This is a genomic window from Chryseobacterium sp. MEBOG06, assembly GCF_021869765.1.
In the GTDB taxonomy this organism is placed as follows: Bacteria; Bacteroidota; Bacteroidia; order Flavobacteriales; family Weeksellaceae; genus Chryseobacterium.
This window is the reverse complement of sequence record NZ_CP084580.1, coordinates 2,010,307-2,036,148: the sequence shown is the minus strand read 5'-3', so window position 1 is coordinate 2,036,148 and position 25,842 is coordinate 2,010,307. Positions and strand designations below refer to the sequence as shown.

Below are 25,842 nucleotides of genomic sequence, written 5' to 3'. Positions count from 1 at the left end.
AAAATTTATTTTCAATCGTTCCTACCTATTAAAAAGACTTTGACTTGTACACAAACTATTATTAACCGTTTTTTGCACTAATGCAGAAAGCATAGATCAGTTTTGCACATATGAGAGTTTGGGCATTGTTTTTTGCTTGCTTATATTTAAACATTTATGGACAACGCCATACTTCGACATGGTATAATATAGACAATGGACTTCCGCAAAGCAGCGCTAAGGCCATTGTTAAAGACCTATATGGATTTATCTGGATTTCTACCGAAAACGGACTTGTAAGATATGATGGCAGCTCCTTCATTACTTTCAACAATTTTAAAATAAATAACCTCCATTTTGGAGAATTCATTGGTGATCCGCTTCTTGATAATATAGCTGTACTCAATAGTTTTCAGGAAAATAAAATCGTCATTAAAAACAGGTTTCCCACATTAGCCAAACTTTCCGACAGCGATAAAACAATTCTTTTAAAAGGCAATAACCCTATATACAGAGTATCCAACAATGGTATATCATCTAATTTCTATAATGATATTCAATATTTTATACAGCTTAAGAATTCGGCCTATTATTTTACGGAAAGAGATGCCGTCATTTATAAAAATGAAAAAGGAAGTGACATCAAAATAAAACTGCCATTTTCCAACAAAAACCTGAGCAGCACTTTTGTTTGCAATGAAACTCTTTTTGTCAATGACCCGAAATCCAGAAAAACGTACTCTATATATAAAGGGAAATTTTCTGTTTCAGCAAAACACAGTCTCTTTAATGATCCTGACAGCAGAATCTATTGGCAGCAGATTACCAATCAGACTTTTATTATCAATCACAATAATATTTATATTGCAGAATACAAAGGAGGTGCGCTTACATTGAAACTTCTTGTAAAGTATGACGAAATAGGAAGGCATTCTTATTACTCCATGTTTTATGATAAAGATTTTGACAAACTTTATCTGGGTACTCTTAATAACGGGCTTAATATTCTCAGTCTTTCGAATTTCTATGTAGCTAAAAAGGAGGCCGACTTTGCGAACAATATTTACTTTGCCTCTCTCCCATTCAGTAAAAGTACAATTATTACTGAGGACGGAACAGAATTTGGAAAAAATGGTATTGTGCATCAATATCCGTTCGGAAGCAGTGATAATTATCTGATGATGTATGACAGTTCCGGAAATATTCTGATCCAGAAAAGAAAAGGCGTTTTTCGGTTTTATAAAGATTCAGGGTACAGGAAAAAAGATTCTTCTGTGATGAAAAAAGGATTCGAGATCTTTATGAAAAGTGGAAATATGTATGCTTCTTCATTTTCAGATCTTTCTAACTACCGGCTGCAGATTTCAAGAAAAGATGTAGCCGCGCAGCCTGATTTTACTTATCATTTTAAAAATTTTATCAACACTTTTTTTCAATACAGTGAAAATGAAGTACTGGCAGCCAGTAGTGACGGCCTTTATTCTATAGTTTTGGGAACTGATATCATTACTCCTGTCCAGAGAAATATTGAGGTCAAAAGTATCATCAGAACTAAAGATAATCAGGTCTGGGTTATGACCAGCAAAAACGGTTTTTATCTTTTTAAAAACCATAAACTGATCAAAATACCAAATGACAGGAATAATTCTCTGCAATCTGCGCATTATATCCTTGAAGACCAAAAGGGTTATTATTGGATATCTTCCAACAACGGATTATTTAAAGTTCCAAAAAAACAGTTATTAAAATATGCTGTAGACAAAAAAACGCCCGTATACTACTATCGTTTTACCAAAAAGGATGGCTTTCTGACTAATGAGTTTAATGGCAGTTCAGAACCTAATGCTTATGCTTTGGAAAATGGAGAATTTGTATTTCCTTCTATGGACGGCTTTGTATTTTTCAATCCTGACAGCATCAAAACTTATTATCCTGAAAAGAAAAATCTATACCTGGAACGGATAAAGATCGGGAATGCCGAAACTCAGCATTTTTATGGTTCCATTGATTTAAAGAACAATTATAAAACTGCTGATGTATTTATTGATATTCCTTATTTTTCTAATCTGGAAAATCTCTACCTGGAAGCTAAAATATCGGGACAGGAAAATTCGGAATGGGAGCAGGTCAGTACAGGAAGAGAACTGAAATATACGATCAGTAATCTGAGCCCGGGAAATTATAGTCTGAGGGTGAGAATGCTTGTATCTCCGGATGGGGCGTACGAAGAAAAGACAGTCCGTTTCAGCATTGAGCCTCTTTTTTATCAGACCTTATTGTTCAGGGTATCTGCCACAGTGATTATTTTGGTAATTATTATGATCATCGTTCAGCTGACGACCAATTTCTTAAGAATCAAAAATAAAGCGCTGAAACAGCTTGTACACAATAAAAACTCAGAACTTAAGGAAACATCGCTCACTCTTGAAGTGGTAAAAAGCGAATTACAAAAAGAAACTGAATACCAGAAGAAGCTTGTAGAAACTATCAGTCATGATATTACAACACCCATAAGATTTATAGCAATGCTTTCTCAGAAGCTTTATGCATCGGATGATGTTGAACTTCAGAAGAAGTATTTTGACAGTATTTACAAGTCCTCTGAGCAGCTTTATCAATTTACACTGAACTTAAAGGAATATACTGAACTTTATAAAGCGGAAAATATTTTTGAGGAAAAGGAATATCCTATCAACAGGATTCTGGAAATCAAGAGGAAATTATTCTTCGAAATCGCAAAGGAAAAAAACACCGTTATTATCAATACAACGGGAGCGACAGTTTATTCCAAAGTGAATGAAAGTATTCTGACGGCTATTATTCATAACATCCTGGATAATGCGGTAAAAAATACACTTGAAGGAGAAATCATCCTGAATATCAAAGAAAATAACCAACACTCCATAATAATCATCACTGATACGGGATCAGGAATGTCTGCAGATCAGATCATCAATTATGTGAACCTGTTCAACAATCCTAAACTGGAAACCCCAAGTTTCAAAGGAAAAGGACTGGGTCTGCATATGGTCATCCATCTTGTCAAAAAAATAAAGGCCGGAATTCATTTCAGGCAAAATGATCCTAAAGGCACGATTGTGGAGATAATACTCAATAAAAACTAATTTATATATGAATGACAGAATCTTAATCGCTGATGATCATTATGTAGTAAGAGCGGGAACTGCTCTGGTACTGGAATCTGCCTATCCAGGTCTGAAAATAGACTTTGCAGAAAACTATGAGCAGGTAAAAAAAATGCTGGGAATACAATATTACAATCTTCTTATTCTGGATATTGATATGCCCGGAACTCAATATAAAAAAATGATTTCTGAGCTTAAAGATATTCAGGATACCATAAAGATTCTTGTATTTTCCGGCTATGATAAAGATGTTGCTATACAATACATCAGAGAAGGAGCTGAAGGCTACCTGAATAAACAAAGCAGCGAAGAGGAAATTAAAAATGCGGTGAAAACAGTAATTGAGAAAGGCTATTTTTATCCAACCGAACTCATCGGACTTATTATTCAGAATAAAAGGGACAATCCGGCAGAAAAGCTATCTTCCAGGGAGTATGAGATTTTTAAACTTCTGGCGGATGGCAACGGAAATCTCGAAATTGCCAATAAACTCAATATCCAGATGTCTACTGTGAGTACTTATAAAAAGAGAATTTTTCAGAAGCTTGATGTAGGGAATATCGCGGAGCTCATTAAAGTATACGAGATGATGCATTAGTAAGCCCTTTATATTTTCGCCGATTCATTCTTTTATTAAAATCAGGGCCGGATTTAAACAGTCATCCGGCCCTGGGAAAAAGTCAACCCTATTATTTATCATGATAACAGATCTATTAATCTGTTTTACCAATAAACATCATTGAAATAATGATTTTTAAATTCGAAAAATAATCTGGAACTTTGTATGATTAAATTTTCTGTGAAATCAGTGCATTTTAACTGCAAAAAAACATGAATTTATCTGAAAAAGCTGATCAGGGAAGCCAACGTTTCCGATATATAAAACTTTGTATTTTCTTTTCCGGGCTCTCCGTATTTGCACAACTTTATCTTTTTCAGCCGATGCTGCCCATGGCTGCGGAACATTTTAATGTATCTGTAGGTGATACTTCATTGCTTGTATCATCATCTACCATTGGAATGGCATTGGGATTATTGTTTTTTGCTTTTAAAGCTGACAGTTATTCAAGAAAGAAACTGATGGTATTTTCTTTGGTTTCATCTGCTCTGCTTACGATTATTTCAACCTGGATTCCCAGTCTGAGCATTCTGATTGCAATCGGTGTACTGAAAGGTTTTGTTGTATCGGGAGTATCAGCCGTTGCCCTCGCCTATCTTACGGAAGAAGTAAGTTCCTTAGCTGTACCGATGGCTATCAGCATGTATCTCAGCGGCAATACAATTGGCGGAATGAGCGGGAGAATACTGGCAACTCTTATTGCGGGAGAGCTGGGATGGCGAAATGCTGTTCTGATCATTGGAATTGAAAGTTTAATTCTGGGTGTTGTATTCTGGAAACTTTTTCCTGAATCAAGATTCTTCAATCCACAGAAAACAGACTATCATTTAAAGGTTAAGCAAATGAAGTTTTTCCTGACGAATCCATATATGCTTCGTTTATATTTCATTGCAGCTCTGCTTATGGGAACCTTTGTGAGTGTATATAATTACCTTACTTTCAGACTTGAGGCTAAACCATTTTCTCTAAGCCACTTTATCATTGCTTTTATATTTTTAATGTATATTTTCGGGGTATTCGGGACTATGATTGTGGGGAAGCTTTCCAAAAGGTTCCGGATGAATGATATTTTAAAAGGTTCTATTCTTTTTATGCTGGCGGGAGCTTTATTACTCTTATCAGAAAATATTTATCTCCTTATTTTTGGACTTGGCCTTTTTACTCTTTCATTTTTTTCAGCACATACTATGGCCAGCCAGATGACAGCACTTTATGCTAAACGCGGAAAATCCTCTGCAACTTCTATTTACTGGCTGTTTTATTATTTTGGTTCAAGTATTCTGGGAAGTGGTACCGGATATCTTCTTCATGCCTACTCATGGAATATATTTATCGCTATTCTTACAGTGGCTGTCATCATTGCGCTTTTCCTTGCAACGGCTAATACGTCTAAAGAAGGAAAAAGAATCCAATAATTATATTTTTTTAAGTAAAAATTAACAATAAGCTTATATTTTAACACATTATTAATTAATTATACTGAAAATTTAACTTAAGCTTCATCAAACCTGGGAGCAATATTTAGATGCCGGGCATAGTATTTGCTAACTTTATAGAATCACATCATCTCTAAAAATCAAAATATTATGAACGTAGCGGATCTTAAAATCAAAAACTTAGTCGAGTACAAAAATCAGATTTATACGATCACTGAAATTTTTCAGAGTATCAAGCAGGCATATTTTGTTAAAATTGAAAATGATATTGAAAGTATCTCGGTCCCGGCAGATTCTATTAAGCCTATCAAAATAACCGAGGAATGGCTTGAAAAATTCGGTTTTTCAAGAACATACACCTCAGATCAGAGAATCCGGTATGAAAGACCGGAAGCATTTATAAAATACGATATTGACCTAAGCTCCAGAAAGATCCTTGAAGGGCTGAAAATATATGGTAATGCTATACGATGCAAATATATTCATGAGTTTCAGAATATTTTTTCCTGTTTATTCGGAAAAGAGCCAGCCTTGCATTTTGGCTATCTGAAAACAGAATCCTAGTTAAATAATTCTTATTGCGAGAAACCACAGTTTACTAAAATAGACTGTGGTTTTTTGTAATAGAAAAGCAGATCACAGCCCTATTATCGGTTTATAATAATGAAATATCAATTGTTTTTACCAAGAATTCTGACAATATAAATGTAAGGAAGGGAGTATCTGATCTTTTTATGAAGCAGGGATGCTGGCAGAATTTCCCTTTCAGTTTATCATAGAATACTGCTTAGGCTTCATTCCGGTATGTTCCAGAAATATTTTTGAAAAATGGCTCAGATTGGTGAATCCCAGCTTATAGCCAACTTCAGAGACCGTATATTTTTTTTCACGCAACATAAAAGCGGCTTCTTTCATTCTAAACTCCTGATAATAACTGAAAATACTGTTTCCAAAAACCTGTTTGAATAACCGTTTCAGCTTGGTAGGACTCATGCCTGCCCGTGATGAAAGTTCGTTGATAACCGGCGGAATTTCCAAACGTTCAAGAATCTCTTTTTTGACTTTATAAATGGTTTGTATGTCGTGGGAATTCAAATCATAAAGACGTTTTTCATCTCTTTTTTCAAGTTCCATAAGCAATCTGCAAATTAATTCTTCGGCTTTTACCCTTAAGAAAAAAAGTGTAAAAGTTTCATTGGACTGCCCGGAAACAATCTCATCTACAACCCATTGCAAAGAAGGACAGATCATCTGTTCAAAGAGCAAAGGCTGAGAATTCTGCAAAAGACTCTGTAAAACCGGCGACTGTTCTGATAAAGTAAAGAGCCCACTCAGGTAAGCTGCATCTATTTCGATATTAATGGTAGCGGTATTGCTATGAATTGAAATCACCTCATCGGTATTGATACGGCTTGTACCTATTAAAACGGAGGGTACATCTGATGGATGCAATCCTTTCCCTGATGCTTCAATTCCGGGAAATACATTCTGAAATTTAAAAAATATCATTTTCTTTGCCCCATTAATATCTTTGTTTTCAATAGGAATATCTTTTTTAAGTTCATAATTACTGATCAGCATCCGGATATGTTCATTAAAAATAAATCCGGTACAATATCCGCTTCCAAACTGAGGCGGAATTTCCAGCTTTCTGTCTATTAATTCTGTTCCTAATAAATCAGCGAGCTTTTTCAGAACATCCGGAACTGTGCGATCATTATTTTCCATAAAAGTCTTTTACAGCTATTTTGAGGTCTAATATAGTTATTTTATTCTTAAAACATTGCTCAATTTTGTACTACACTATAACAATATAAACGATGTTATTAAAAGATAAAAAGGTAGCCATTATCGGAGCAGGTCCGGTTGGTCTCACAATGGCAAGATTACTTCAACAGCAAAACGCTGATGTTACCGTCTATGAAAGAGATAAAGATCCCTACGCCAGAATTTTCGGCGGGACACTCGATCTGCACAAGGACTCGGGCCAGAGAGCCATGAAAAAAGCAGGATTGCTGGACGATTATTACAAATTGGCAATACCAATGGGTATAAGTATTACTGATGAAAATCTTCATGTACTGTTTACAAAAAATATCACCCCTGAAAATCAATTTGACAATCCTGAAATCAACAGGAACAATTTAAGAACAATGTTGCTGAACAGTCTGGCAGACAATACTGTTATCTGGGACAGAAGGTGTACTGATCTTGAAATCCGGAACGGAAAATGGATACTGCTTTTTGAAAACGGAACACAGTCTGAGGCTGATCTCATTATAGCTGCCAATGGCGGAATGTCCGGAATAAGAAAATTTGTTACGGATACATCAGTTGAAGATACCGGAACCCTTATTGTTCAGGGTGATATTCCTGATCCTCAAAAAGATTGCAAAGAATTTTATCAGTTATGTAATGGTAAAAGATTGATGGCGGCTTATCAAGGTAATCTAATTGTAATTAATCCCAATAACAATGGGGCATTGAGCTATGGCGTGATTTTTAAAAATCCTTATGATAAGGAATTTCAATCAAAAGATTCAGACACTGTCCGTAAACTGCTTGTAGAAAGGTTTTCTCCCTGGGATTATCGTTATAAAGATTTATTTCAGTCAACTTCAACTTTCTGGAGTTTTCCAACAAGAAAATTACCTTTGAACACTGCCTGGAAAAATAACCGCCCCTTACCTATTACCCTGATAGGAGATGCCGCCCACCTTATGCCTCCTTTTGCCGGCCAGGGTGTCAATACAGGATTAATGGATGCATTGATATTATCCAACAACCTTACCAGCGGAGATTATAATTCTTTACAAGAAGCCATTGAAGATTATGAACAGCAAATGTTTATCTATGCTGCAGAAGCACAGCTTTCATCATCCAGAAACGAAATGGAAATGCGCGATCCTGATTTTTCCTTCCGGCAGTTGATTCAATAACCGGTTATTGTAAAAATAGGGTCTGAACAGATGACGGATACCGTGTTTACATTAGTTTTATTCCTATCTTTACTTGTATACAACAATTTATGACGAAGGAAGTAATTGTGTATCAGATTGATTCATTTACGAAAGAAAAATTTAAAGGAAATCCTGCAGGTGTAGTATTAAATGCTGAAAATCTTACAGCTGAAGAAATGCAGTTAATCGCCAGGGAACTGAATAATTCAGAAACAGCATTCGTGTTCAGACCAGCCTCTGAAAATAACGATTTTGATTACCATGTGCGCTATTTTACTCCAACAACAGAAGTTCCGGTCTGTGGGCATGCTACTATTGGAGCGCTTTATGCAAAAGCCATTGAGGATCGACTGGAATCCTGTACCATTAAAATCAATACTCAGGTTGGAGTTTTACCTGTCTGTATCGAAAGAACAACAGATGATTATCAAATTACAATGACCCAGGGAGGGTTTCATCTAAGTCCGGCTTTTGATACCGCAACCATCCGGAAAATTGCTAAGGCTCTGGGATTAAAAATGGAAGATCTTGATGAAAAATGCCCTCTACAAATTGCCTCTACAGGTCATTCAAAAGTAATGATCGGGATTAAAAACAGAAATACATTAAATAGTCTTAAACCTGATTTTACAGCTTTGATACAACTAAGCAAAATAATAAACTGTAATGGCTATTTTGTATTTACTTTTGATTCTGACGATCAGAATATCCTTACTTATGGAAGAATGTTTGCTCCCGCAATCGGTATTTCGGAAGATCCTGTGACGGGTAATGCCAATGGACCGCTGGGTGGATATCTCATTCAAAACAAAATTATAGAAATTACTGACGGAACTTTTGAGTTTAAAGGAAGACAGGGAGAAACCATCAACCGAATCGGCGAAATAAAGGTAGAGGTCACTGTCACTGACAGCATACCCGAAACGATTAAAATTACCGGAAATGCAGTAAGTGTATTCCGCACAGTGATGCAGATTTAGTAGTATCAATCAATGATATGCTGTGCCACTTTTTGAGATACATCCAGCTTTTTTCCGCCCATCTCATGAATGGTTTCATCAATCATCACACTCATACTGTTCAATGCCAGATCATTGGCCTCTGTACCGAATGGCTCTTCAATTTCATCAGCAATGGCTTCAAATGCCACAAATGTATAGGCTACAAACACAACAATAAGTGGAGTAAACCATCCAAGAGAGTCTACGAGTCCGAAAGGTAGAAGAAAGCAGTATATGTATACCGTACGGTGCAACAATACCCTGTAGCTATACGGAATAGGAGTAGAAACAATTCTTTCACACCCTCCTACAATATCAGAAAGTTTATCAAAGTTTTCATCGAAACGTGACTGCTGAATAGAGTCTATACTCTCCTCTTCTTTTGCTTTCTGTACCCATTCTGCCAGTAAACGCATAATAACGGCTGGTTTATATTTAGATTGTACAACTATTTCCAGCTGGTCATTAGAAAGTCTGTGTTTTAAATCTTCATAGGCATCTGTTCCTCTCAGCTGATGTTTCAAAGCAAAGATAAAAGCTCCCAGTAAGTTGATGAAATCAGGTACAGAAAGACTTGTTTCTTTATTATTTTTCAGGGTCAAAGCCTGACGGGTTAATGACCGTGCCGTATTCAATAAGGCTCCCCATAATTTTCGTCCTTCCCAGAACCTGTCATAGCTTGCATTATTTCTGAATCCTAAAAATAAAGCAAGTACAAAACCAAACAAAGTTAGCGGAGCCGGATTAAGGGGTATCTTAAAAGAGAAAATAATACCACGCAGATAGACTATACCCAGTGATAAAATAAAGAGTAAAAAAAGCCTTGGCAGCAATGCCGGCAATACAGAACCATGCCACACAAAAAGCATTTTGAACCAATGTTCCTTCTTCCTTATAATCATACTATTTTTTTGTTAAGTATCAATCTGAAAATTATTTTTTGAACTGCCCTATTATCAACAATTCCGACTGCGAAAAGCTGCTTTTAAAAACAGTGTTGTTTCATCATACAATATTAATAATAATTATGCTCTTTGAATGCCTTCTCGTTAAAGCATTTCATTTACTTTTTTACAGACTTCGGGATCATGCTTTTTTCATTAGATTTTAAAGAGCTAATCATCAAAAAAACATTTATTTCTTTCATTATTAACCGCTGGAAAATAAGTAGCCTCAGCATCATAAAATTTTTTCAAAATTCTATTTCTTATGATAGGATGCAAGAGTCCCCAAGATTCCTGACCCCACAAATTAACTCTGTTACAATAATACTCATTTTTTGGCTTGCTTAATAAGTAAAAATCTAAATACAGAAATCATGATTTGTGAAAAAAATGTAATAAATTGTTTATTGTAAAAATAAAGTAATGTCATAATTTTATTCTTCATTACATTAATTATTAGAAAAGTTAGAAATGCCAACAAACGAAACACAAAAAAACATGAATTCTCAAAATGTCACGGATTATCCTAACAACAATACCTATTTTCTGGTGTGGAATTTTAAGCAGGATGCCGATCCTTCTAAAATTAAATCCGTATTTCAGAGAATGTGTGCTCTGATCATTAATCTGAACAACTCGGCCCTGGACCGTTTTCCGGATGCCAAAGCAAGTTGTGTAATGGGAATTGGTTATGAAGCGTGGATGGAGCTGGGACTTTCTACCCCATTGCCAAAGGAGTTTAAAAAGTTTGAAGAAATAAAAGGCAGCAAGCATACAGCAGTAAGCACCCGCGGAGATCTCCATTTCCATATTCGTGCGGATGAGAAAAGCTTTGCTTATGATATGGCTTCTACCATTTCCGATTTTATGCGAGAAATTGCGGACTGTGTGACAGAGGTTCAGGGATTCCGCTACTGGGACAGCCGGTCTATTTTAGGTTTTGTGGACGGAACTGAAAATCCGCATGGAAAAGACCGTGATTACTTTGCCGTTATCGGAGATTCGGATCCTCAATACAAAGGGGGAAGTTATCTTTTTGTGCAAAAGTATATCCATAATATGAATGCGTGGAAGTCGCTTTCTGTGGAGGATCAGGAAAAGGTAATCGGAAGATCAAAGGAACAGGATATTGAGATGGATGATGATGTAAAACCCAAAAACTCTCATATCGCACTGGCCAATGTAGGAGATGATTTTAAAGTGGTAAGAGACAATATGCCGTTCGGAAATGTTTCCACCAATGAAATGGGAACCTATTTTATCTGCTATGCGAGTACTTTCAGTACAGTGGAAAAAATGCTGACGAATATGTTTATTGGTGACCCACCGGGAAACTACGACAGGATTCTGGATTTCAGTACTGCAAAGACGGGGACTTTGTTTTTTGTTCCTTCAGCAGATATGCTGGATGAGTTTTCTTCATAGTCCGAACATGAAAATTTTTTAGGAGATAAGCATTGTTTCTATTTTTACCTTGTTATGATAGAAGCAGGAAAATCTATATAAAACAACCTTAGTTTTTATTATAATAATTAAAAAATTGTCTTATACATTAGACAAAAATATAATAACCCTGATGAATATTAAAAAACTGCTGCAGTTCCTACTGCTGACGGCATTCTTATCTTTTGGAAATTTAAGTTTTGCCCAGAATCTTTATCAAAAATATTTCTTTGAATTCTGGTCAGATATTAACGAAAATTACGCTTACCTTGATCAGCAGCAGATTGACTGAAAAAGGTAAAGGATATATAATATGCTTCAAATCCCCTTGCAGGATACCTGGCTGCTAAATCCAGTATTTTGAAATAACAGGGTCATCCCTTTTATGCCCATAATAATACATACTACGAATCATACAAACGATTTTACAAGCGCTATGAACACTGATTCCTGTTTCACTAATTATCCCTTCAGCCAACTCTTTTCGTTCGCAGAGCTTTAAAGCTTTTTTTCTATGATATCCTTTAAAATACGATGATCCAGGCTCAGATCCGCGAACATACGCTTAAGACGAGCATTTTCTTCTTGTAAAGCTTTAAGCTCCTTAAGATGCTGTGCATCCATTCCTCCATACTTCCGTTTCCACTGGTAGAAAGTAGGTGCGAAAATACCATGTTCACGACAAATATCTTTTGTCGATTTCCCAGATTCATATTCTTTCAGAAAATTGATAATCTGATGTTCTGAAAATTTGCTCTTTTTCATATGGTTTAACAAACTAAATTTAATAATTTTAATTTGTTTGAAAAACAGGGAAGTTTACCAAAACGGGAAGTCTTCACCAGCACAAACGGTAACGCTCCTCAAACTAAAAGAAATTGTAAATAATGGCTATAAAAATTCTTAAGATTATCGCAATAGTTACCTTTTTGTTCACACAAGGTATAGGTCAACATGACACACTAAATATAGGAATTATACTTATGTCATTATATCAATTTATCTCTGATATTTTAAATCCCGAATATGGTATTTTATGGGAAGGATTGGGTATGGTATTTCTTATAGGATCTTTTATAGTATTTTTATCATGTAAGGGATATAAAGAAAGATATCTTTTAATATTTTGTTTTATAAGTTTATTTATCGCATTAATTCTTATAACTGGAGTTTATGATTCAAATAATTATAAAAGGATAAATAATTGGTTTATTTATCCTTCACTATTATTTATTGTTAGCTCAATACTGTCAATAGTATTAGTTTTTAGAAATAAGATTGAATAATATTATAAAAATATATTTTTTGAAATAAATAAAACACCTTAATTGGTGCTTTTTTACATAAACACAGCGTATATCAAGATTAATAATTCTCTTGGAAATAATCAGCTTATTGCTGAGTTTGACAAAGTACTTGATGTTTTTTTCAGCTACAAAAACCTGATCATTGACCTTACTGAAACACCCGGCGGCGGAAATTCAACAGTGGCTAGAGCTATTATGGGAAGATTTACAGATCAACAGCATCCTTATCAAACCCATGAATTTAATGAAAAGAAATATGAGACTTTAAGGCACTGGACCGAGTATGTAAGTCCACGAAAGGAAATTTATAAGGGAAATGTCTATATTCTTGTTGGCCGCTGGACAGGAAGTATGGGAGAAGGAATTGCAATCGGCTTTGACGGTATGAAAAAAGCCCGGATTATCGGCACCCGGATGGCTGGGCTTCTGGGAGCAATTTCCAATTTTCAGATGGCAGAGACTAAAATCGGTTTTCAGTTTCCCACTGAAAGATTATATCATATTGACGGTACTCCATGGGAATCCTTCACCCCAGGAATATTGACACAGAATATGGAGGAAACGTTTCAGAGAGCCAGAGAAATAAAATAACAGCTGAAAACATTTAACTTTCTCGCTCCTTCAATTAATATATAAAGAATGAGAGCCTTGCGCCCATGCGGTTATCCAACAAAGAACACCACAAGTTATTTGATCGCAAAGGCACAAAAATACATTTTGTTTCCATCATCATTTTTTGTAGCTTAGATTTGAACTTCAAAGGATTTTTCATTGCTTCAGACCAATAATTTTAAAATCATAAAATATGTGGTGGATATACGCAATTCTTTCAGCATTTTTTGCTTCACTTACGGCTATTTTTGCCAAGATCGGAATTACGGGAGTTAATTCAAATCTGGCCACGGCAATCAGAAGTGTTATTATATTACTGGTAGCCTGGGGAATTGTTTTCGCAAGAAGTGAATATAGAGGAATTCCTGCTCTTTCAAAACATAATCTTATGTATATTGTCATTTCGGGAATAACAACAGGGCTTTCCTGGATCTTCTATTTTAAAGCCCTTCAGGTAGGTAAAGTTACACAGGTTGCACCTGTAGATAAGCTGAGTATTGCTTTAACCATCGTTTTATCTGTTGTTTTTCTGGGTGAATCTCTGAGTTTAAAAACGGCAATAGGGGCCTTACTGATTATTATCGGAACTGTGGTATTGATTTTTGAATAGTAAAAATTCTGGTTCAGGTTACACAGTATCAATCCAATTGTACTGATCTACTTCAGCATCAATTCCGAATGATTTTCTCAATCGCTTTTTCTGGTCTGAATGGTACGTACAGAAAGATGATTGTATTCTGCAATATCATCATTCATTGCTGCCTTTTTAAAATACATATTAACTGTTCAAGATGTATTCCTTTCAAAGGAAGGTTTTTAAAATAACAGATCGTGCTATGAATATCATAACACGATCTGAGCAAGAATCTAATTATCTAAGGTTTTTTAAAGTGCATATTCTACTGAAGCTTCTTTAGCTGCGGCCACCATTGCTATTAAGGCTTTTTCTGTTTCTTCCCAGTGTCTAGTTTTCAATCCGCAGTCCGGATTTACCCAAAGCTGATTGGCAGGAATTACATTCTGAGCTTTTCTCAGGAGTTCAATCATTTCTTCTTTGGAAGGAATTCTTGGTGAATGGATATCATAAACTCCGGGTCCAATTTCGTTTGGATACTTAAAGTCTGCAAAAGCATTTAAAAGCTCCATCTGAGAACGGGAACATTCTATGGTAATCACATCAGCATCCATATCTGCAATATTTTCAATAATATCATTGAACTCAGAATAGCACATATGGGTATGAATCTGGGTAGCATCTTCTACTCCACTTGCCGAAATTCTGAAGGCTTCTACCGCCCATTTAAGATAATTTCGCCAATCTGTTTTCCTTAAAGGAAGCCCTTCCCGGATTGCAGGTTCATCAATCTGAATAATTCTTATTCCTGCTCTTTCAAGATCCACTACTTCATCACGGATCGCCAGAGCAATCTGTTTGCAAGTCTCAGAGCGAGGCTGATCATCACGTACAAAAGACCATTGCAGAATCGTAACCGGACCTGTCAACATTCCTTTTACCCATTTCTCAGTCTGCGACTGTGCATACTGAGACCAATATACAGTCATCGGATCTGGTCTTGAAACGTCACCAAAGATCACTGGCGGTTTTACACAACGGCTTCCGTAGCTCTGTACCCAGCCGTTTTTAGTGAATGTAAATCCTTCAAGCTGTTCTCCAAAATATTCCACCATATCGTTTCGCTCAAATTCTCCATGTACCAGTACATCTATTCCTATTTCTTCCTGCCAGCGGATGGTTCTTTGGGTTTCTTCTTTCAGTAAAGTATCATATTGTTCAGCTGTAAGTTCTCCTTTTTTAAATTTAGCTCTCCAGCTTCTTACTTCTGTGGTCTGGGGAAATGAGCCGATGGTTGTTGTCGGAAATAAAGGAAGCTGTAATGCCTTCTGCTGTTTTTCTTTACGGATTTTGAATATATTTTTTCTTTGAGCATCTTCTTCAGTCACCGCATTAGTTCTCTGTTTCACCTCATTATTATGAATAAGAGAAGATGTTTTTCTGTTTTCAATGGCTTTTTTGTTTTCTTCAAACTCAGCAAGGATATTTTCATTTTCTGTTCCGGATGCAATTTCCTTCAGACTTACTACTTCTTTCACCTTTTGTTTTGAAAAAGCCAGCCAGTTTTTAATTTCGGGATTAAGATTCGTTTCAAAATCCAAGTCACATGGTGAATGAAGTAATGAGCATGATGGTGCTATAAAAACTCTTTCGGAACCAAGCTTTTCAACAGCTTTCCTGATGAAAGACAACGATTTTTCATAGTCATTTTTCCAGATATTTCTTCCGTCAACAAGTCCTAATGACAGGCTTAAACTTTCCGGAATTACGTTGAGAATATCTTCCAGCTGCTCAGGATTTCTTACAAGATCTGTGTGTAATACATTTACAGGAAGTGAGACGGCAAGAGACAAATTATTCTTCAATCCTTCGAAATAAGTAGCCACAATAAATTTCAGTTTCGGGAAACGTTTTCTTATTTCAGAATAAATATATTGATAGGTTTCTTTTGCCTTATCCGTTAAGTCCAAAGCCAGAAAAGGTTCATCAAACTGAATCCATTCAGCACCCTGCTCCTGAAGTTTGGTTAAAATCTCTGTATAAACCGAAAGTAGATTTCCTGCCAGATCCAGCTTATCAAATCCTTCTTCTTTTTCTTTTCCTAAAAGAAGGTAAGAAACAAGTCCTATAATGACTGGCTTTGCACTTATTCCTGCCTGCTTTGCTCCTGCAAATTCATTGAAAATCTTATCTGAGCTCAGCTTAAACTGCTGGTTTTTGTAAAATTCAGGTACGATATAATGATAATTGGTATCAAACCATTTGGTCATCTCCATCGCGGTGATATCCAATCCGTCTTTCTGATATCCTCTTGCCATTGCAAAGTAAAGGTCCAGTTCAGAATTGTTTTTTTTAAGCACCACTTCATGATAACGTCTCGGAATTGCCCCTACAACAAGGCTCATATCCAATACCTGATCATAGTATGAAAAATCATTACAAGGAATTAAATCTATTCCTGCGTCTTTCTGGATATTCCAGTTTTGGGTACAGATATTCCTTCCTGTAGTAAGAAGTTCTTCTAAAAGGATCTTACCTGACCAATATTGCTCGCAGGCTTTTTTGAGTTCTCTTTTACCACCAATACGCGGGTAGCCCAGAATGTGTGTTTGCATTTTTTAAACTTTTTAATTAGACTTAATGTAAAGCTCTCTGAAATGCTTCGCAACACTTTAACGGATAAATAAGATTTTGGAAAACAATGACATACAGAATAACACACCTCCTCTTTCATAAGAAAATGCATAGTCCGATATATCATCTGTATGACCCAAAAGCTTCAGACCGCGAAAGCATTGTCAATTCAGTAAAGGCAGGTCTCCTGACTTGTAACAGTTTCCGTCATCCTTCCCGCTTTTGGCAGTGGATATGCAAGGACAGAAACTTTTGATATGTTACTTACAGTTGCGCGACAGCTCGTGATTTCCACACGATTCCCTATTAATCTACCTTAAGTAAAACCTTTCCTGTTTGATGAAGTATCTATAAAGAACTGATTTTTACCAGTAACAACCGTCACCAGTAAAGTTTTTAATTTTGTGTAAAATTAGCAATACAGAATAAAACAACAATAAACAATGAATAATTAAGCAAATTAAACTTTTAAAACAATTTATAAAAGCATAAAATTCCTTATCTTTAACTGTTTTTATAATTTAAAAGAATAATATTCTGTGGAAGAACTTGATGATAAAGATGTACAGTTACTCAGACTGCTTCAAAAAAACGCAAAACTGACAGTTAAAGAACTGGCCAAAGAAGTTAACCTGTCTACTTCTCCTGTTTTTGAAAGAGTAAAAAGGCTCGAACAGGAAGGATATGTTAAAAGATATGCCGCAGTTCTGGATGCTGAAAAGCTCAATCGGGGGTTTACAGTTTTTTGCCAGATCAAATTAAAAATCCATGACAGGTCTGTGGGTTATGATTTTGTAAAAGAAATTCTGGAGATTGAGGAAGTGGCTGAATGCTACAACATTTCCGGAGACTTTGATTTCCTGCTGAAAGTTCAGGTCCGTGATATGAAACATTACCAGGATTTTGTATTTAATAAACTGGGATCTGTAGATTCCATTGGAAGTACCCACAGCACTTTTGTAATGGCTGAAGTTAAGAACAACCATGGAATAACGATTTAATTGAAAATTTTAAGAATGGAGAATTAAAAATTAATCATGACATCAATTTTACACCTTTTACTTGCTTGAGGGTACAATTTTTCACTTTTTATTTTCAATTCTCAACTCTTAATTTTTTCATTTTTAACTCACTATGTCTAGTTTCCTTTAAACTCCGGGCTGCGCTTCTCTATGAACGCTCCGATACCTTCGTTGTGATCTTCTGTAGTGAATAATTCTCCAAATAAGGCGGCTTCCTGTTGTAATCCATCTTTGATATGCAGTTCAAAACCTGTATTTAAAGACTGTTTTGCTTTGGCTACAGCCACCGGACCTCTGGAAGCAATTGTTTCTGCAAGTTTCTGAGCTTCATTCAAAAGGTCTTCCGGAGCAAAAACATGATTCACAAATCCAAATTCTTTACAGGTGTCTGCAGAATAAAATTCTCCGGAGAAAACCATTTCTCTAGCCTTATATAATCCGATGGCCCTGGGTAAGCGCTGGGTTCCGCCAAAGCATGGCAATAATCCTAGAGTTACTTCAGGCAGTCCGAATTTAGCTTTTCCGCTGGCCAGAATAATGTCACAGGACAATGCTAATTCACATCCTCCTCCTAATGCAAATCCATTTACAGCAGCAATTACTGCAAATGGCAAGGTTTCAACAGCATTAAAAGCATTCTGAGCAGCTATTGAGAAATCTTCAGCTTCTTTTGGGCTCATTCCCTGCATTGCTTTGATATCCGCTCCTGCCACAAATGCTTTGTCACCTGATCCGGTAATGATCAGCGCCCGTATATTTTTATCTGTTTTTATTTCATCGGCAAATGATTTCAATTCTTTTAAAACGTTTTCATTCAAGGCATTTAATGCCTGTGGTCTGTTAATGGTCAAAGTCCCGATATGACCGTCCTGCTGGTATAATAATGTTTCGAAATTCACTTTTTTAATTTTTTAATTGATCTTTGAGCAGTTGAAAATTGAAAGTTATAAAGAAGTCGAGATGACATTCCATTTTTAATTTTTAATTTTCAATTCTCAACTATTAAAGCTCTGCGTTCAGAAACTGAATAATACTGGAAAAATCTGTTTTTCCTTTTCCGGCTTCGCTCCACATTCTGTATAAATTCAGGGCTGTATTGCCGAGAGGTGTTGATGTTTTTGATTCTAATCCTGCTTCAGCAGCCAATCCAAGGTCTTTTGCCATAAGGTCTACCGCAAAGCCTCCGGAATAATTTCTGGAAGCAGGTGCATTTTCCATTACTCCCGGATAAGGATTATACACCTCTAAAGACCAGTTTTTCCCTGAACTTTTTTGCATAATTTCACTTAATATCTGAGGATTAAGACCATGTCTCACTCCGAGATTAATCGCCTCGGATGTACCAATCATATGAATCGCCAGCAGCATATTATTACAGATCTTCGCAACCTGTCCAGCCCCGGATTCCCCGGCATGGAATATGTTCTGTCCCATACATTTAAGTATTGGCCTTGCTTTTTCATAATCCTCCTGTTTACCTCCTACGATAAAGGTTAACGTACCTGCCTGAGCTCCGGCTGTTCCACCTGAAACGGGAGCATCAATCATTCTACAGCCTTTTGAAACGGCAAGTTCTGCCACAGAACGGGCAGTTACCGCATCAATGGTACTACTGTCAATCAGTAATGTATTAGGTTTCAGATTATTTATAAATTCTTCAGAATACAATTCTGCAACGTGCTTTCCGGAAGGCAGCATAGATATCACCACATCTGCTTCTCCGCCAGCGGCCAAAGCAGATCCAGCAATTTTTCCTCCAGCTGCCTGCAGGGTTTCTAATGCCGTTTCCGAAAGATCAAAACCAATAACGTTATGACCGTTTTTCATCAGGTTTACCGCCATCGGCCCACCCATGTTTCCTAATCCTATGAATGCTATATTTGACATTTTTTAATTAAAAATTGAGAGTTAAAAATTGAAAATCACTAATTTATAATCACTAATTGAATATTTTAAATGATTACCACATTATAAAGAATGAAATACACTTTTTTAATTATTTAGAAAATTCTATGTAAATTGAGTTAATGAAAGAAAATGTCGTTTAAAAAAATCTTATGTCTTTGGTTTGCAAATTATCAAAGTATATCAACATTTGTCTTCTGAAAAAAGAGAGTTTGTTTTATCTAAACAACTTCTGCGTTCAGGGACTGCTGTTGGTGCTTTGATACGTGAAGCAGAACACGCACAGAGTACCAGAGATTTTCTCCATAAAATGAGTATTTCCCTCAAAGAAGCTAATGAAACTCTATATTGGATACAATTATTAAAAGACAGCAGTATCATTGACATTTCTATTTATAATTCTGTATTTCCACAAGCTGAAGAAATGGTTAAACTTCTTGTATCTATTGTAAAAACGACTAAAATTAAATTGAAAATGTAAAAAATTGAAATTGAGAATTAATTAGAAAAAATTATTTATTTTCAAACATTCATTTCCTGTTCCCAACTACCAATTTTTAATTTTCCATTATTAATTTTTCATTCTCAATTTTCAATTTTCAACTCATAAAAATACGAGTCTATCCATTCTTCAGTGATTTCGTCCAGTGTTGCCGGGTGCCATTTCGGAGACCTATCTTTATCTACTAATAAAGCTCTTACGCCTTCTGCAAAATCCGGGTGTATGCAGCATTGGCATGAAAGATTCAGTTCAGACTGGAAAACTTCTTCCAGACTTAACGTTTTACCTTCTTTCAGCTGCCTGAAAATAATATGAGCAGAGCTTGGAGATCCGGCTTCGAAACTTTCCAGACCATTATTGATCCAGTCGTCTTTATCTTCTTGATTAATTATTATTTCCCTGAATTCTTCCAAAGATTTCAAGCCTTCGAATTGCTGAATAAACGACTGATGTGCTGACGCCTGTGATTCAGGAATGATGATATCTTTTGAAATATTTTCCAGAATATCAGAAACTGTTTTATGATAAGATCCATTCCATTCTGTCTGTAGAAGATCTTTTAGAATTGTTTCTTTTGAAGAAGATTCTATATAGTAATCTGCTAATCCTAAGAATTTGCAGTCGGCACCATCCAGCCTTGCCCCTGTCAACCCAAGATAGAATCCATAGGCGGAAGGCATTTTATTCAAAAACCAGGTTCCGCCTACGTCAGGATATAACCCGATTGTAATTTCCGGCATGGCCAGTTTACTTCTTTCAGTCACAATCCTGTGTGATGCTCCGACCATTAAACCAATTCCCCCACCCATTACAATTCCGTGTCCCCAAACGATGACAGGTTTCGGATAGGTATGAACAGAATAATCCAACTTATATTCTTTTGAGAAAAAATCGAAACAATCCTGAGGAACTTCAGTATCATCAATAGAACGCTGTACAATAATGGCATCATACAGCTTTCTGACATCTCCTCCCGCACAGAATGCCTTTTCACCTGCACCCTGAAGGAATATACAATTCACCTCATCAGATATTTTCCAATCATCCAAAACAACTTTCAGTTCTTCTATCATTTCTAATGACAGCGAATTGAGCGTTTTCTCAGAATTAAGGGTGATGATTCCGACTTTATTTTTTATTTCTGTTACTATTAAACCCATTTTTTAAGTTGATTTTTTTAATTGAAAACTGAGAATGAATATCTGAAGGAGTAATATTTCTGATGAATTATAAAACCATTATCAATTTTTAATTCCCTATTATTAATTTTCCTCATTTTTCAATTCATTAATTATCTTATCTGCAAAGTAGCTCCTTCTTCAAGAATTTTTCTTGAGATGACCAGTTTCATAATTTCATTGGTTCCTTCTACAACCTGATGTACTCTGGCATCACGCATTAATCTTTCTACCGGAAAATCCTGTGTACATCCATAGCCTCCTAAGATCTGAAGGGCTTCATTACAAATATTAAAACTCATATCAGTAGCCAGCCTTTTGGCCATTGCACAATAGGTTGTAGCATTAACGTCTTTGGAATCAAGCTTAAATGCTGCCAGTTGTACCATTTGGCGGGCTGCAACCAGTTCTGTGGCCATATCCGCAATTTTAAACTGAAGCGACTGAAACTGAGCCAAAGACTTCCCGAATTGCTGCCTTTCATGCATATAACGCTGAGCCTGATTAACAGCGCCCTGAGCTGCACCTACAGAGCAGGTTCCTATATTGATACGGCCTCCGTCCAACCCTTTCAGTGCAATTTTAAATCCTTCGCCTAATTTACCTAAAAGATATTTTTCGTCTACCTCAACATCGTCTAAAAATACAAAACGAGTTGGCTGAGTATTCCAACCCAGTTTTTTTTCTTTTTCTCCAAAGCTGATTCCTTTAGTATCAGAAGGTACAGCAAAAGCACTGATTCCTTTCGTGCCTGATGCACCTGTACGGGCCATCACAATAAGTATATCGCTTTCTCCGGCTCCAGAAATAAACGCTTTGGTTCCGTTAATAACGTATTGACTTCCGTTTTTTACGGCTGTAGTTTTCAGTCCTGCCGCATCTGAGCCTGAGCCCGGTTCGGTAAGGCAGTAAGAACCCAATAGTTTACCTGATGCCAGATCCGGACACAATTCTTTGCGAATCTCTTCATTCCCAAATTCATCCACCATCCATGAAACCATATTATGTATGGTAATATAGGCTGTGGTTGAAGGACAGGCAGCAGCCAATTCTTCAAATATAATGGCAGCATCCAATCGTGATAGTCCCAATCCTCCGGCTTCCTCACTTGTATAAACTCCGCAGAATCCCAGCTCTCCTGCTTTAGCGATAGCTTCTCTGGGAAATTTCTTTTGGGCATCCCACTCAGAGGCATAGGGAAACAGCTCTTTTTCAGCAAATTTTCTAGCTGCATCCTGGAATGCCAGTTGGTCTTGACTTAGGTTAAACTCCATTTCCTTTAATTAAAAATTGTTTTAATTGAGAATTGAAAATTATTGGCAGAGAATGAAAATCATTTTCAATTCTCAACTTTCAATTTTTCACTATTTAAGATTTATTGTCATATTCACATGACCTCCCGGTACGTCTTCTTCAAACCAGCGGGCAGTAATAGTCTTGGTTTCAGTATAGAAACGAACGCCCTGTTTCCCGTAGGAATGTAAGTCGCCGAAGAATGATTTCCTCCATCCTGTGAAAGAAAAAAACGGCAATGGTACAGGAATAGAAAGATTCACTCCAATCTGTCCTACCTCAATCTCGTGCTGGAATTTTCTGGCAGCGGCTCCGGAGTTGGTAAAGATCGAAGTTCCGTTTCCGTAAGGATTTTCATTAATGATCCTGATTGCTTCATCTAAAGTTTCCGCCTTTAGCAATAATAATGCAGGTCCGAAAATTTCTTCTTTGTAGATATCCATATCAACGGATACATTATTAAATAAGGTTGGTCCTACAAAATAGCCTTTCTCATACCCTTCTACTTTACAGTTGCTTCCGTCTAATAATACTTCAGCTCCCTGATCGTATGCACTTTTAATTAATCTCAGAACTTTTTCTTTAGATTGCTGATTAATCAATGGGCCGAAAGCTGCAGATTCATCAGACCATACTCCAGGTTTGATGGTTCCTAAAGCCGTTTTAATATCTTCTACCCAATTCTGAGCCTCACCTACCAATACAGCAACACTGATTGCCATACAACGCTGACCAGCTGCACCACAGGAAGCTCCTACAAGGTTATTGATCACCTGCCCTTTATTGGCATCGGGCATTACCACCATATGATTTTTTGCTCCTCCAAAAGCCTGAACTCTTTTCAGATTGTCTGTTCCTGTACGGTAAACATGTTCAGCAACCGGAACAGAACCCACAAACGAAATAGCCCTGATGTCAGGATGGTTTAAGATATGGTTAACCTGATCTTTTGAACCGTGAACAATATTCAGGACTCCTTTGGGGAATCCTGCCTCTAAAAACAGCTCTGCCATTTTCATGGAGGTCATAGGAGTCTGCTCTGAAGGCTTTAAGATAAATGCATTACCACAGGCAATGGCCATAGGAAACATCCACAAAGGAATCATTGCAGGAAAGTTGAAAGGTGTAATTCCCGCACAAACTCCAAGAGGCTGTATATAACTGTATGTATCAACTCCTCGTGCTACATTTTCTACGGTCTCCCCCATCATCAGAGTTGGAATATTACAGGCATGTTCCACCACTTCTATTCCGCGCCATACGTCTCCCATAGCATCAGCAAAGGTTTTTCCGTTTTCTCTGGACAGAATTTCGGCAATTTCTTTTTGGTTTTCCTTTAGGAGCTGCTGGTACTTCAGAAACAGCCTTGCTCTTTCGGGAGTGGCTACTTCTTTCCATGTTTTGAAAGCTTCTTTTGCCGCTTCAATAGCTTCATCTATTTCGGATAGTTCTGTAAGAGGAACTTCCGCCAGAATTTCCTGTGAAGCAGGATTTTCTACAGGAAGATAGTTTTTAGTTGTACTTTCTGTAAAATTTCCATTAACTAATATTTTTATTTTTTGTGACATAGATTTTTTTTAGTGGAGAATAGAGAGTTGAAAATGGAAATTGAAAAATGGAGAATGGGAAATGCAATAACACCTCAACCTCTATATGTTTAATAACTTTTCATTTTCAATTTTCAACTCTTATCCTTTCATTTTTAAATTACTAAAAGATCAACAAATTCATTGACATCAAGGTTGATCAGTACATCATATTCCAAGGAATTTTCAAGAATTGTTCTCTGTTGTTTTTCAGGGAAGATACGGGCGAGATTGACTTTATATTTTTTGATCAGCTCAGGAATACCTTCTTCTCTTCTACGCTTGTGGCCAATAGGATATTCTACTACAATTTCATCCAGGATAGTCCCATCGTTCAATTCTATAGTCATCGCATTGGCAATGGAGCGTTTTTCCGGATCATGGTAATCTGTTGTAAACTGAACATCTTCTACGCATTCAATTTTATCACGAAGAATATCAATTCCGGGATCTGAAGCAATATTATCTTCATAGTCTGCCGCAGTGAGTCTGCCGTAAATCAATGGAACGGCAACCATGTATTGGATACAGTGGTCACGGTCTGCAGGATTGTTTAATGGTCCTTTTTTATCAATAATTCTTATAGCAGCTTCGTGAGTACGTATTGTAAGTTTTTTAATATCATCTGTTGTTTTTCCAAGGTCTTTTAATTTTTTGTGTAATGTCATTGCTGCTTCTACTGCTGTCTGTGAATGAAATTCTGCAGGGAAAGAAATTTTGAAGAGTACATTTTCCATCACATAAGAACTGTAGTCTCTCTGAAATTTAAACTCATTTCCTTTGAAAGAAACATCATAGAATCCCCATGTTTTTGCTGTTAAAACAGATGGATATCCCATTTCACCTGTTTTAGCGATCAAGGCAAGACGTACTGCTCTTGAGGTGGCATCTCCTGCAGCCCATGACTTACGCGAACCTGTATTCGGAGCATGTCGGTAAGTTCTCAAAGACTGCCCGTCAACAAATGCTAATGATACGGCATTGATTATTTCATCACGGTTCAGGCCGATCAGTTTTCCAACGACTGCTGTTGAAGCCAGTTTTACCAGTAATACATGGTCTAAGCCAACTTTATTGAACGAGTTTTCCAACGCCATTACTCCCTGAATTTCGTGAGCCATGATCATTGCCTCCAGCACCTGTTTCATTTTTAGAGGAGCTTTTCCTTCTGCCATATTGGTTCTGGATAACCAGTCTGCTGTTGCTAAGATTCCTCCAAGATTGTCCGACGGATGTCCCCATTCTGCGGCCAGCCAGGTATCATTGAAATCCAGCCAACGGATAATAGCTCCGATATTGAATGCTGCCTGAACAGGGTCTAGCTGAAATTGTGTACCAGGAACTTTTGCTCCGTTTGGAACGATAGTCCCCTTTACTATAGGTCCTAAAAGTTTTGTACATGCCGGATAAGTCAATGCTTCCAGGCCACACCCGATTGTGTCTAAAAGACAGTAGTGAGCAGTCTTCCAGGCTAAATCATTTTTAATTTCGTAGTTTAATACATAGTCTGCAATATCTGCTAATACGTTGTCCGGTTGTGGTCTTTCGTTTGAAATGTGTGAGCTCATTTTTTATAATTGAAAATTTTGATTAATTGAGAATTGAGGATAAGAATTGAAAGTGGGGAGTTAAAAACTGATCACCAACTGCTTACAGAGTTTAGTCTGGGCATTATTAATAATTAATTTTCCATTTTTCACT

22 protein-coding genes and 1 riboswitch are annotated in these 25,842 nt (G+C 36.6%); of the genes, 12 read left to right on the top strand and 10 right to left on the bottom strand.

Annotated features, from left to right (window positions below):
• Positions 1–110: 110 nt before the first annotated feature.
• The 4 genes from LF887_RS09340 to LF887_RS09325 all read left to right on the top strand — a co-directional run bounded on the left by LF887_RS09340 (position 111) and on the right by LF887_RS09325 (position 5,744).
• Positions 111–3,104 (top strand): ATP-binding protein, encoded by a 2,994-nt coding sequence (locus LF887_RS09340; protein WP_236858858.1) that lies wholly within the window; start codon positions 111–113, stop codon positions 3,102–3,104.
• Positions 3,105–3,111: 7 nt separating this feature from the next.
• Positions 3,112–3,723 (top strand): response regulator transcription factor, encoded by a 612-nt coding sequence (locus LF887_RS09335; RefSeq protein ID WP_236858857.1) that lies wholly within the window; start codon positions 3,112–3,114, stop codon positions 3,721–3,723.
• 233 nt (positions 3,724–3,956) lie between these two features.
• Positions 3,957–5,159 (top strand): MFS transporter, encoded by a 1,203-nt coding sequence (locus LF887_RS09330; RefSeq protein WP_236858856.1) that lies wholly within the window; start codon positions 3,957–3,959, stop codon positions 5,157–5,159.
• 171 nt (positions 5,160–5,330) lie between these two features.
• Positions 5,331–5,744 carry a hypothetical protein gene (locus tag LF887_RS09325; RefSeq protein WP_236858855.1) on the top strand — a complete coding sequence of 138 codons (414 nt, stop codon included), beginning with the start codon at positions 5,331–5,333 and terminating at the stop codon, positions 5,742–5,744.
• A gap of 201 nt (positions 5,745–5,945) precedes the next feature.
• Here the strand turns inward: LF887_RS09325 and LF887_RS09320 are convergent, their stop codons facing one another.
• On the bottom strand, positions 5,946–6,908 hold the full coding sequence (locus LF887_RS09320) for a helix-turn-helix domain-containing protein (RefSeq protein ID WP_236858854.1): 963 nt from the start codon (positions 6,906–6,908) through the stop codon (positions 5,946–5,948).
• Between the two features lie 92 nt (positions 6,909–7,000).
• Here LF887_RS09320 and LF887_RS09315 point away from each other — a divergent pair, with 92 nt between their 5' ends.
• A complete protein-coding gene (locus LF887_RS09315; RefSeq protein WP_236858853.1) occupies positions 7,001–8,119 on the top strand; it encodes an FAD-dependent oxidoreductase in 1,119 nt (372 codons plus the stop codon).
• An 89-nt stretch (positions 8,120–8,208) separates the two neighbouring features.
• A complete protein-coding gene (locus LF887_RS09310) occupies positions 8,209–9,120 on the top strand; it encodes a PhzF family isomerase (RefSeq protein ID WP_236858852.1) in 912 nt (303 codons plus the stop codon).
• 5 nt (positions 9,121–9,125) lie between these two features.
• Here the strand turns inward: LF887_RS09310 and LF887_RS09305 are convergent, their stop codons facing one another.
• Positions 9,126–10,043 (bottom strand): bestrophin family protein, encoded by a 918-nt coding sequence (locus LF887_RS09305; protein WP_236858851.1) that lies wholly within the window; start codon positions 10,041–10,043, stop codon positions 9,126–9,128.
• A 540-nt stretch (positions 10,044–10,583) separates the two neighbouring features.
• On the opposite strand from LF887_RS09305, the gene LF887_RS09300 reads away from it, so the two are divergent.
• Positions 10,584–11,510 carry a Dyp-type peroxidase gene (locus tag LF887_RS09300; RefSeq protein WP_236859493.1) on the top strand — a complete coding sequence of 309 codons (927 nt, stop codon included), beginning with the start codon at positions 10,584–10,586 and terminating at the stop codon, positions 11,508–11,510.
• Positions 11,511–11,661: 151 nt separating this feature from the next.
• A complete protein-coding gene (locus tag LF887_RS09295) occupies positions 11,662–11,820 on the top strand; it encodes a hypothetical protein (protein WP_236858850.1) in 159 nt (52 codons plus the stop codon).
• Between the two features lie 206 nt (positions 11,821–12,026).
• On the opposite strand, the gene LF887_RS09290 is transcribed toward LF887_RS09295, so the two are convergent.
• Complete coding sequence (locus LF887_RS09290; RefSeq protein WP_236858849.1) at positions 12,027–12,293, bottom strand: transposase; 267 nt, start codon at positions 12,291–12,293, stop codon at positions 12,027–12,029.
• Between the two features lie 566 nt (positions 12,294–12,859).
• Here LF887_RS09290 and LF887_RS09285 point away from each other — a divergent pair.
• Both LF887_RS09285 and LF887_RS09280 read left to right on the top strand, forming a co-directional pair.
• On the top strand, positions 12,860–13,426 hold the full coding sequence (locus LF887_RS09285; protein ID WP_236858848.1) for a S41 family peptidase: 567 nt from the start codon (positions 12,860–12,862) through the stop codon (positions 13,424–13,426).
• Between the two features lie 214 nt (positions 13,427–13,640).
• Entirely contained in the window at positions 13,641–14,057 is a 417-nt protein-coding gene (locus LF887_RS09280; protein WP_236858847.1) for an EamA family transporter, read from the top strand.
• Positions 14,058–14,332: 275 nt separating this feature from the next.
• Here LF887_RS09280 and metE read toward each other — a convergent pair whose 3' ends face one another.
• A complete protein-coding gene (gene metE, locus LF887_RS09275) occupies positions 14,333–16,636 on the bottom strand; it encodes a 5-methyltetrahydropteroyltriglutamate--homocysteine S-methyltransferase (protein WP_236858846.1) in 2,304 nt (767 codons plus the stop codon).
• Positions 16,637–16,814: 178 nt separating this feature from the next.
• Positions 16,815–17,001: riboswitch (cobalamin riboswitch) on the bottom strand.
• Between the two features lie 193 nt (positions 17,002–17,194).
• Between metE and LF887_RS09270 the strand changes: the two genes are divergently transcribed.
• Positions 17,195–17,656, top strand: a complete 462-nt coding sequence (locus tag LF887_RS09270; RefSeq protein ID WP_236858845.1) for an Lrp/AsnC family transcriptional regulator — start codon at positions 17,195–17,197, stop codon at positions 17,654–17,656.
• Between the two features lie 137 nt (positions 17,657–17,793).
• On the opposite strand, the gene LF887_RS09265 is transcribed toward LF887_RS09270, so the two are convergent.
• Together LF887_RS09265 and mmsB are read right to left on the bottom strand one after the other, a co-directional pair.
• On the bottom strand, positions 17,794–18,576 hold the full coding sequence (locus LF887_RS09265; RefSeq protein WP_236858844.1) for an enoyl-CoA hydratase/isomerase family protein: 783 nt from the start codon (positions 18,574–18,576) through the stop codon (positions 17,794–17,796).
• 103 nt (positions 18,577–18,679) lie between these two features.
• Positions 18,680–19,564: a 3-hydroxyisobutyrate dehydrogenase gene (mmsB, locus tag LF887_RS09260; protein WP_236858843.1), complete on the bottom strand. Its 885-nt coding sequence runs from the start codon at positions 19,562–19,564 to the stop codon at positions 18,680–18,682.
• Positions 19,565–19,745: 181 nt separating this feature from the next.
• Between mmsB and LF887_RS09255 the strand changes: the two genes are divergently transcribed.
• Complete coding sequence (locus tag LF887_RS09255; protein WP_236858842.1) at positions 19,746–20,063, top strand: four helix bundle protein; 318 nt, start codon at positions 19,746–19,748, stop codon at positions 20,061–20,063.
• A gap of 104 nt (positions 20,064–20,167) precedes the next feature.
• Here the strand turns inward: LF887_RS09255 and LF887_RS09250 are convergent, their stop codons facing one another.
• From LF887_RS09250 to LF887_RS09235, 4 genes are all read right to left on the bottom strand, one after another.
• A complete protein-coding gene (locus LF887_RS09250) occupies positions 20,168–21,244 on the bottom strand; it encodes an enoyl-CoA hydratase/isomerase family protein (RefSeq protein ID WP_236858841.1) in 1,077 nt (358 codons plus the stop codon).
• Positions 21,245–21,375: 131 nt separating this feature from the next.
• The gene (locus LF887_RS09245) at positions 21,376–22,536 is read right to left on the bottom strand and encodes an acyl-CoA dehydrogenase family protein (RefSeq protein ID WP_236858840.1); all 1,161 of its coding nucleotides are present in this window, start codon (positions 22,534–22,536) and stop codon (positions 21,376–21,378) included.
• A 90-nt stretch (positions 22,537–22,626) separates the two neighbouring features.
• Positions 22,627–24,123: a CoA-acylating methylmalonate-semialdehyde dehydrogenase gene (locus tag LF887_RS09240; RefSeq protein ID WP_236858839.1), complete on the bottom strand. Its 1,497-nt coding sequence runs from the start codon at positions 24,121–24,123 to the stop codon at positions 22,627–22,629.
• Positions 24,124–24,257: 134 nt separating this feature from the next.
• Positions 24,258–25,709, bottom strand: a complete 1,452-nt coding sequence (locus LF887_RS09235; RefSeq protein ID WP_236858838.1) for a bifunctional 2-methylcitrate dehydratase/aconitate hydratase — start codon at positions 25,707–25,709, stop codon at positions 24,258–24,260.
• Positions 25,710–25,842: the final 133 nt, after the last annotated feature.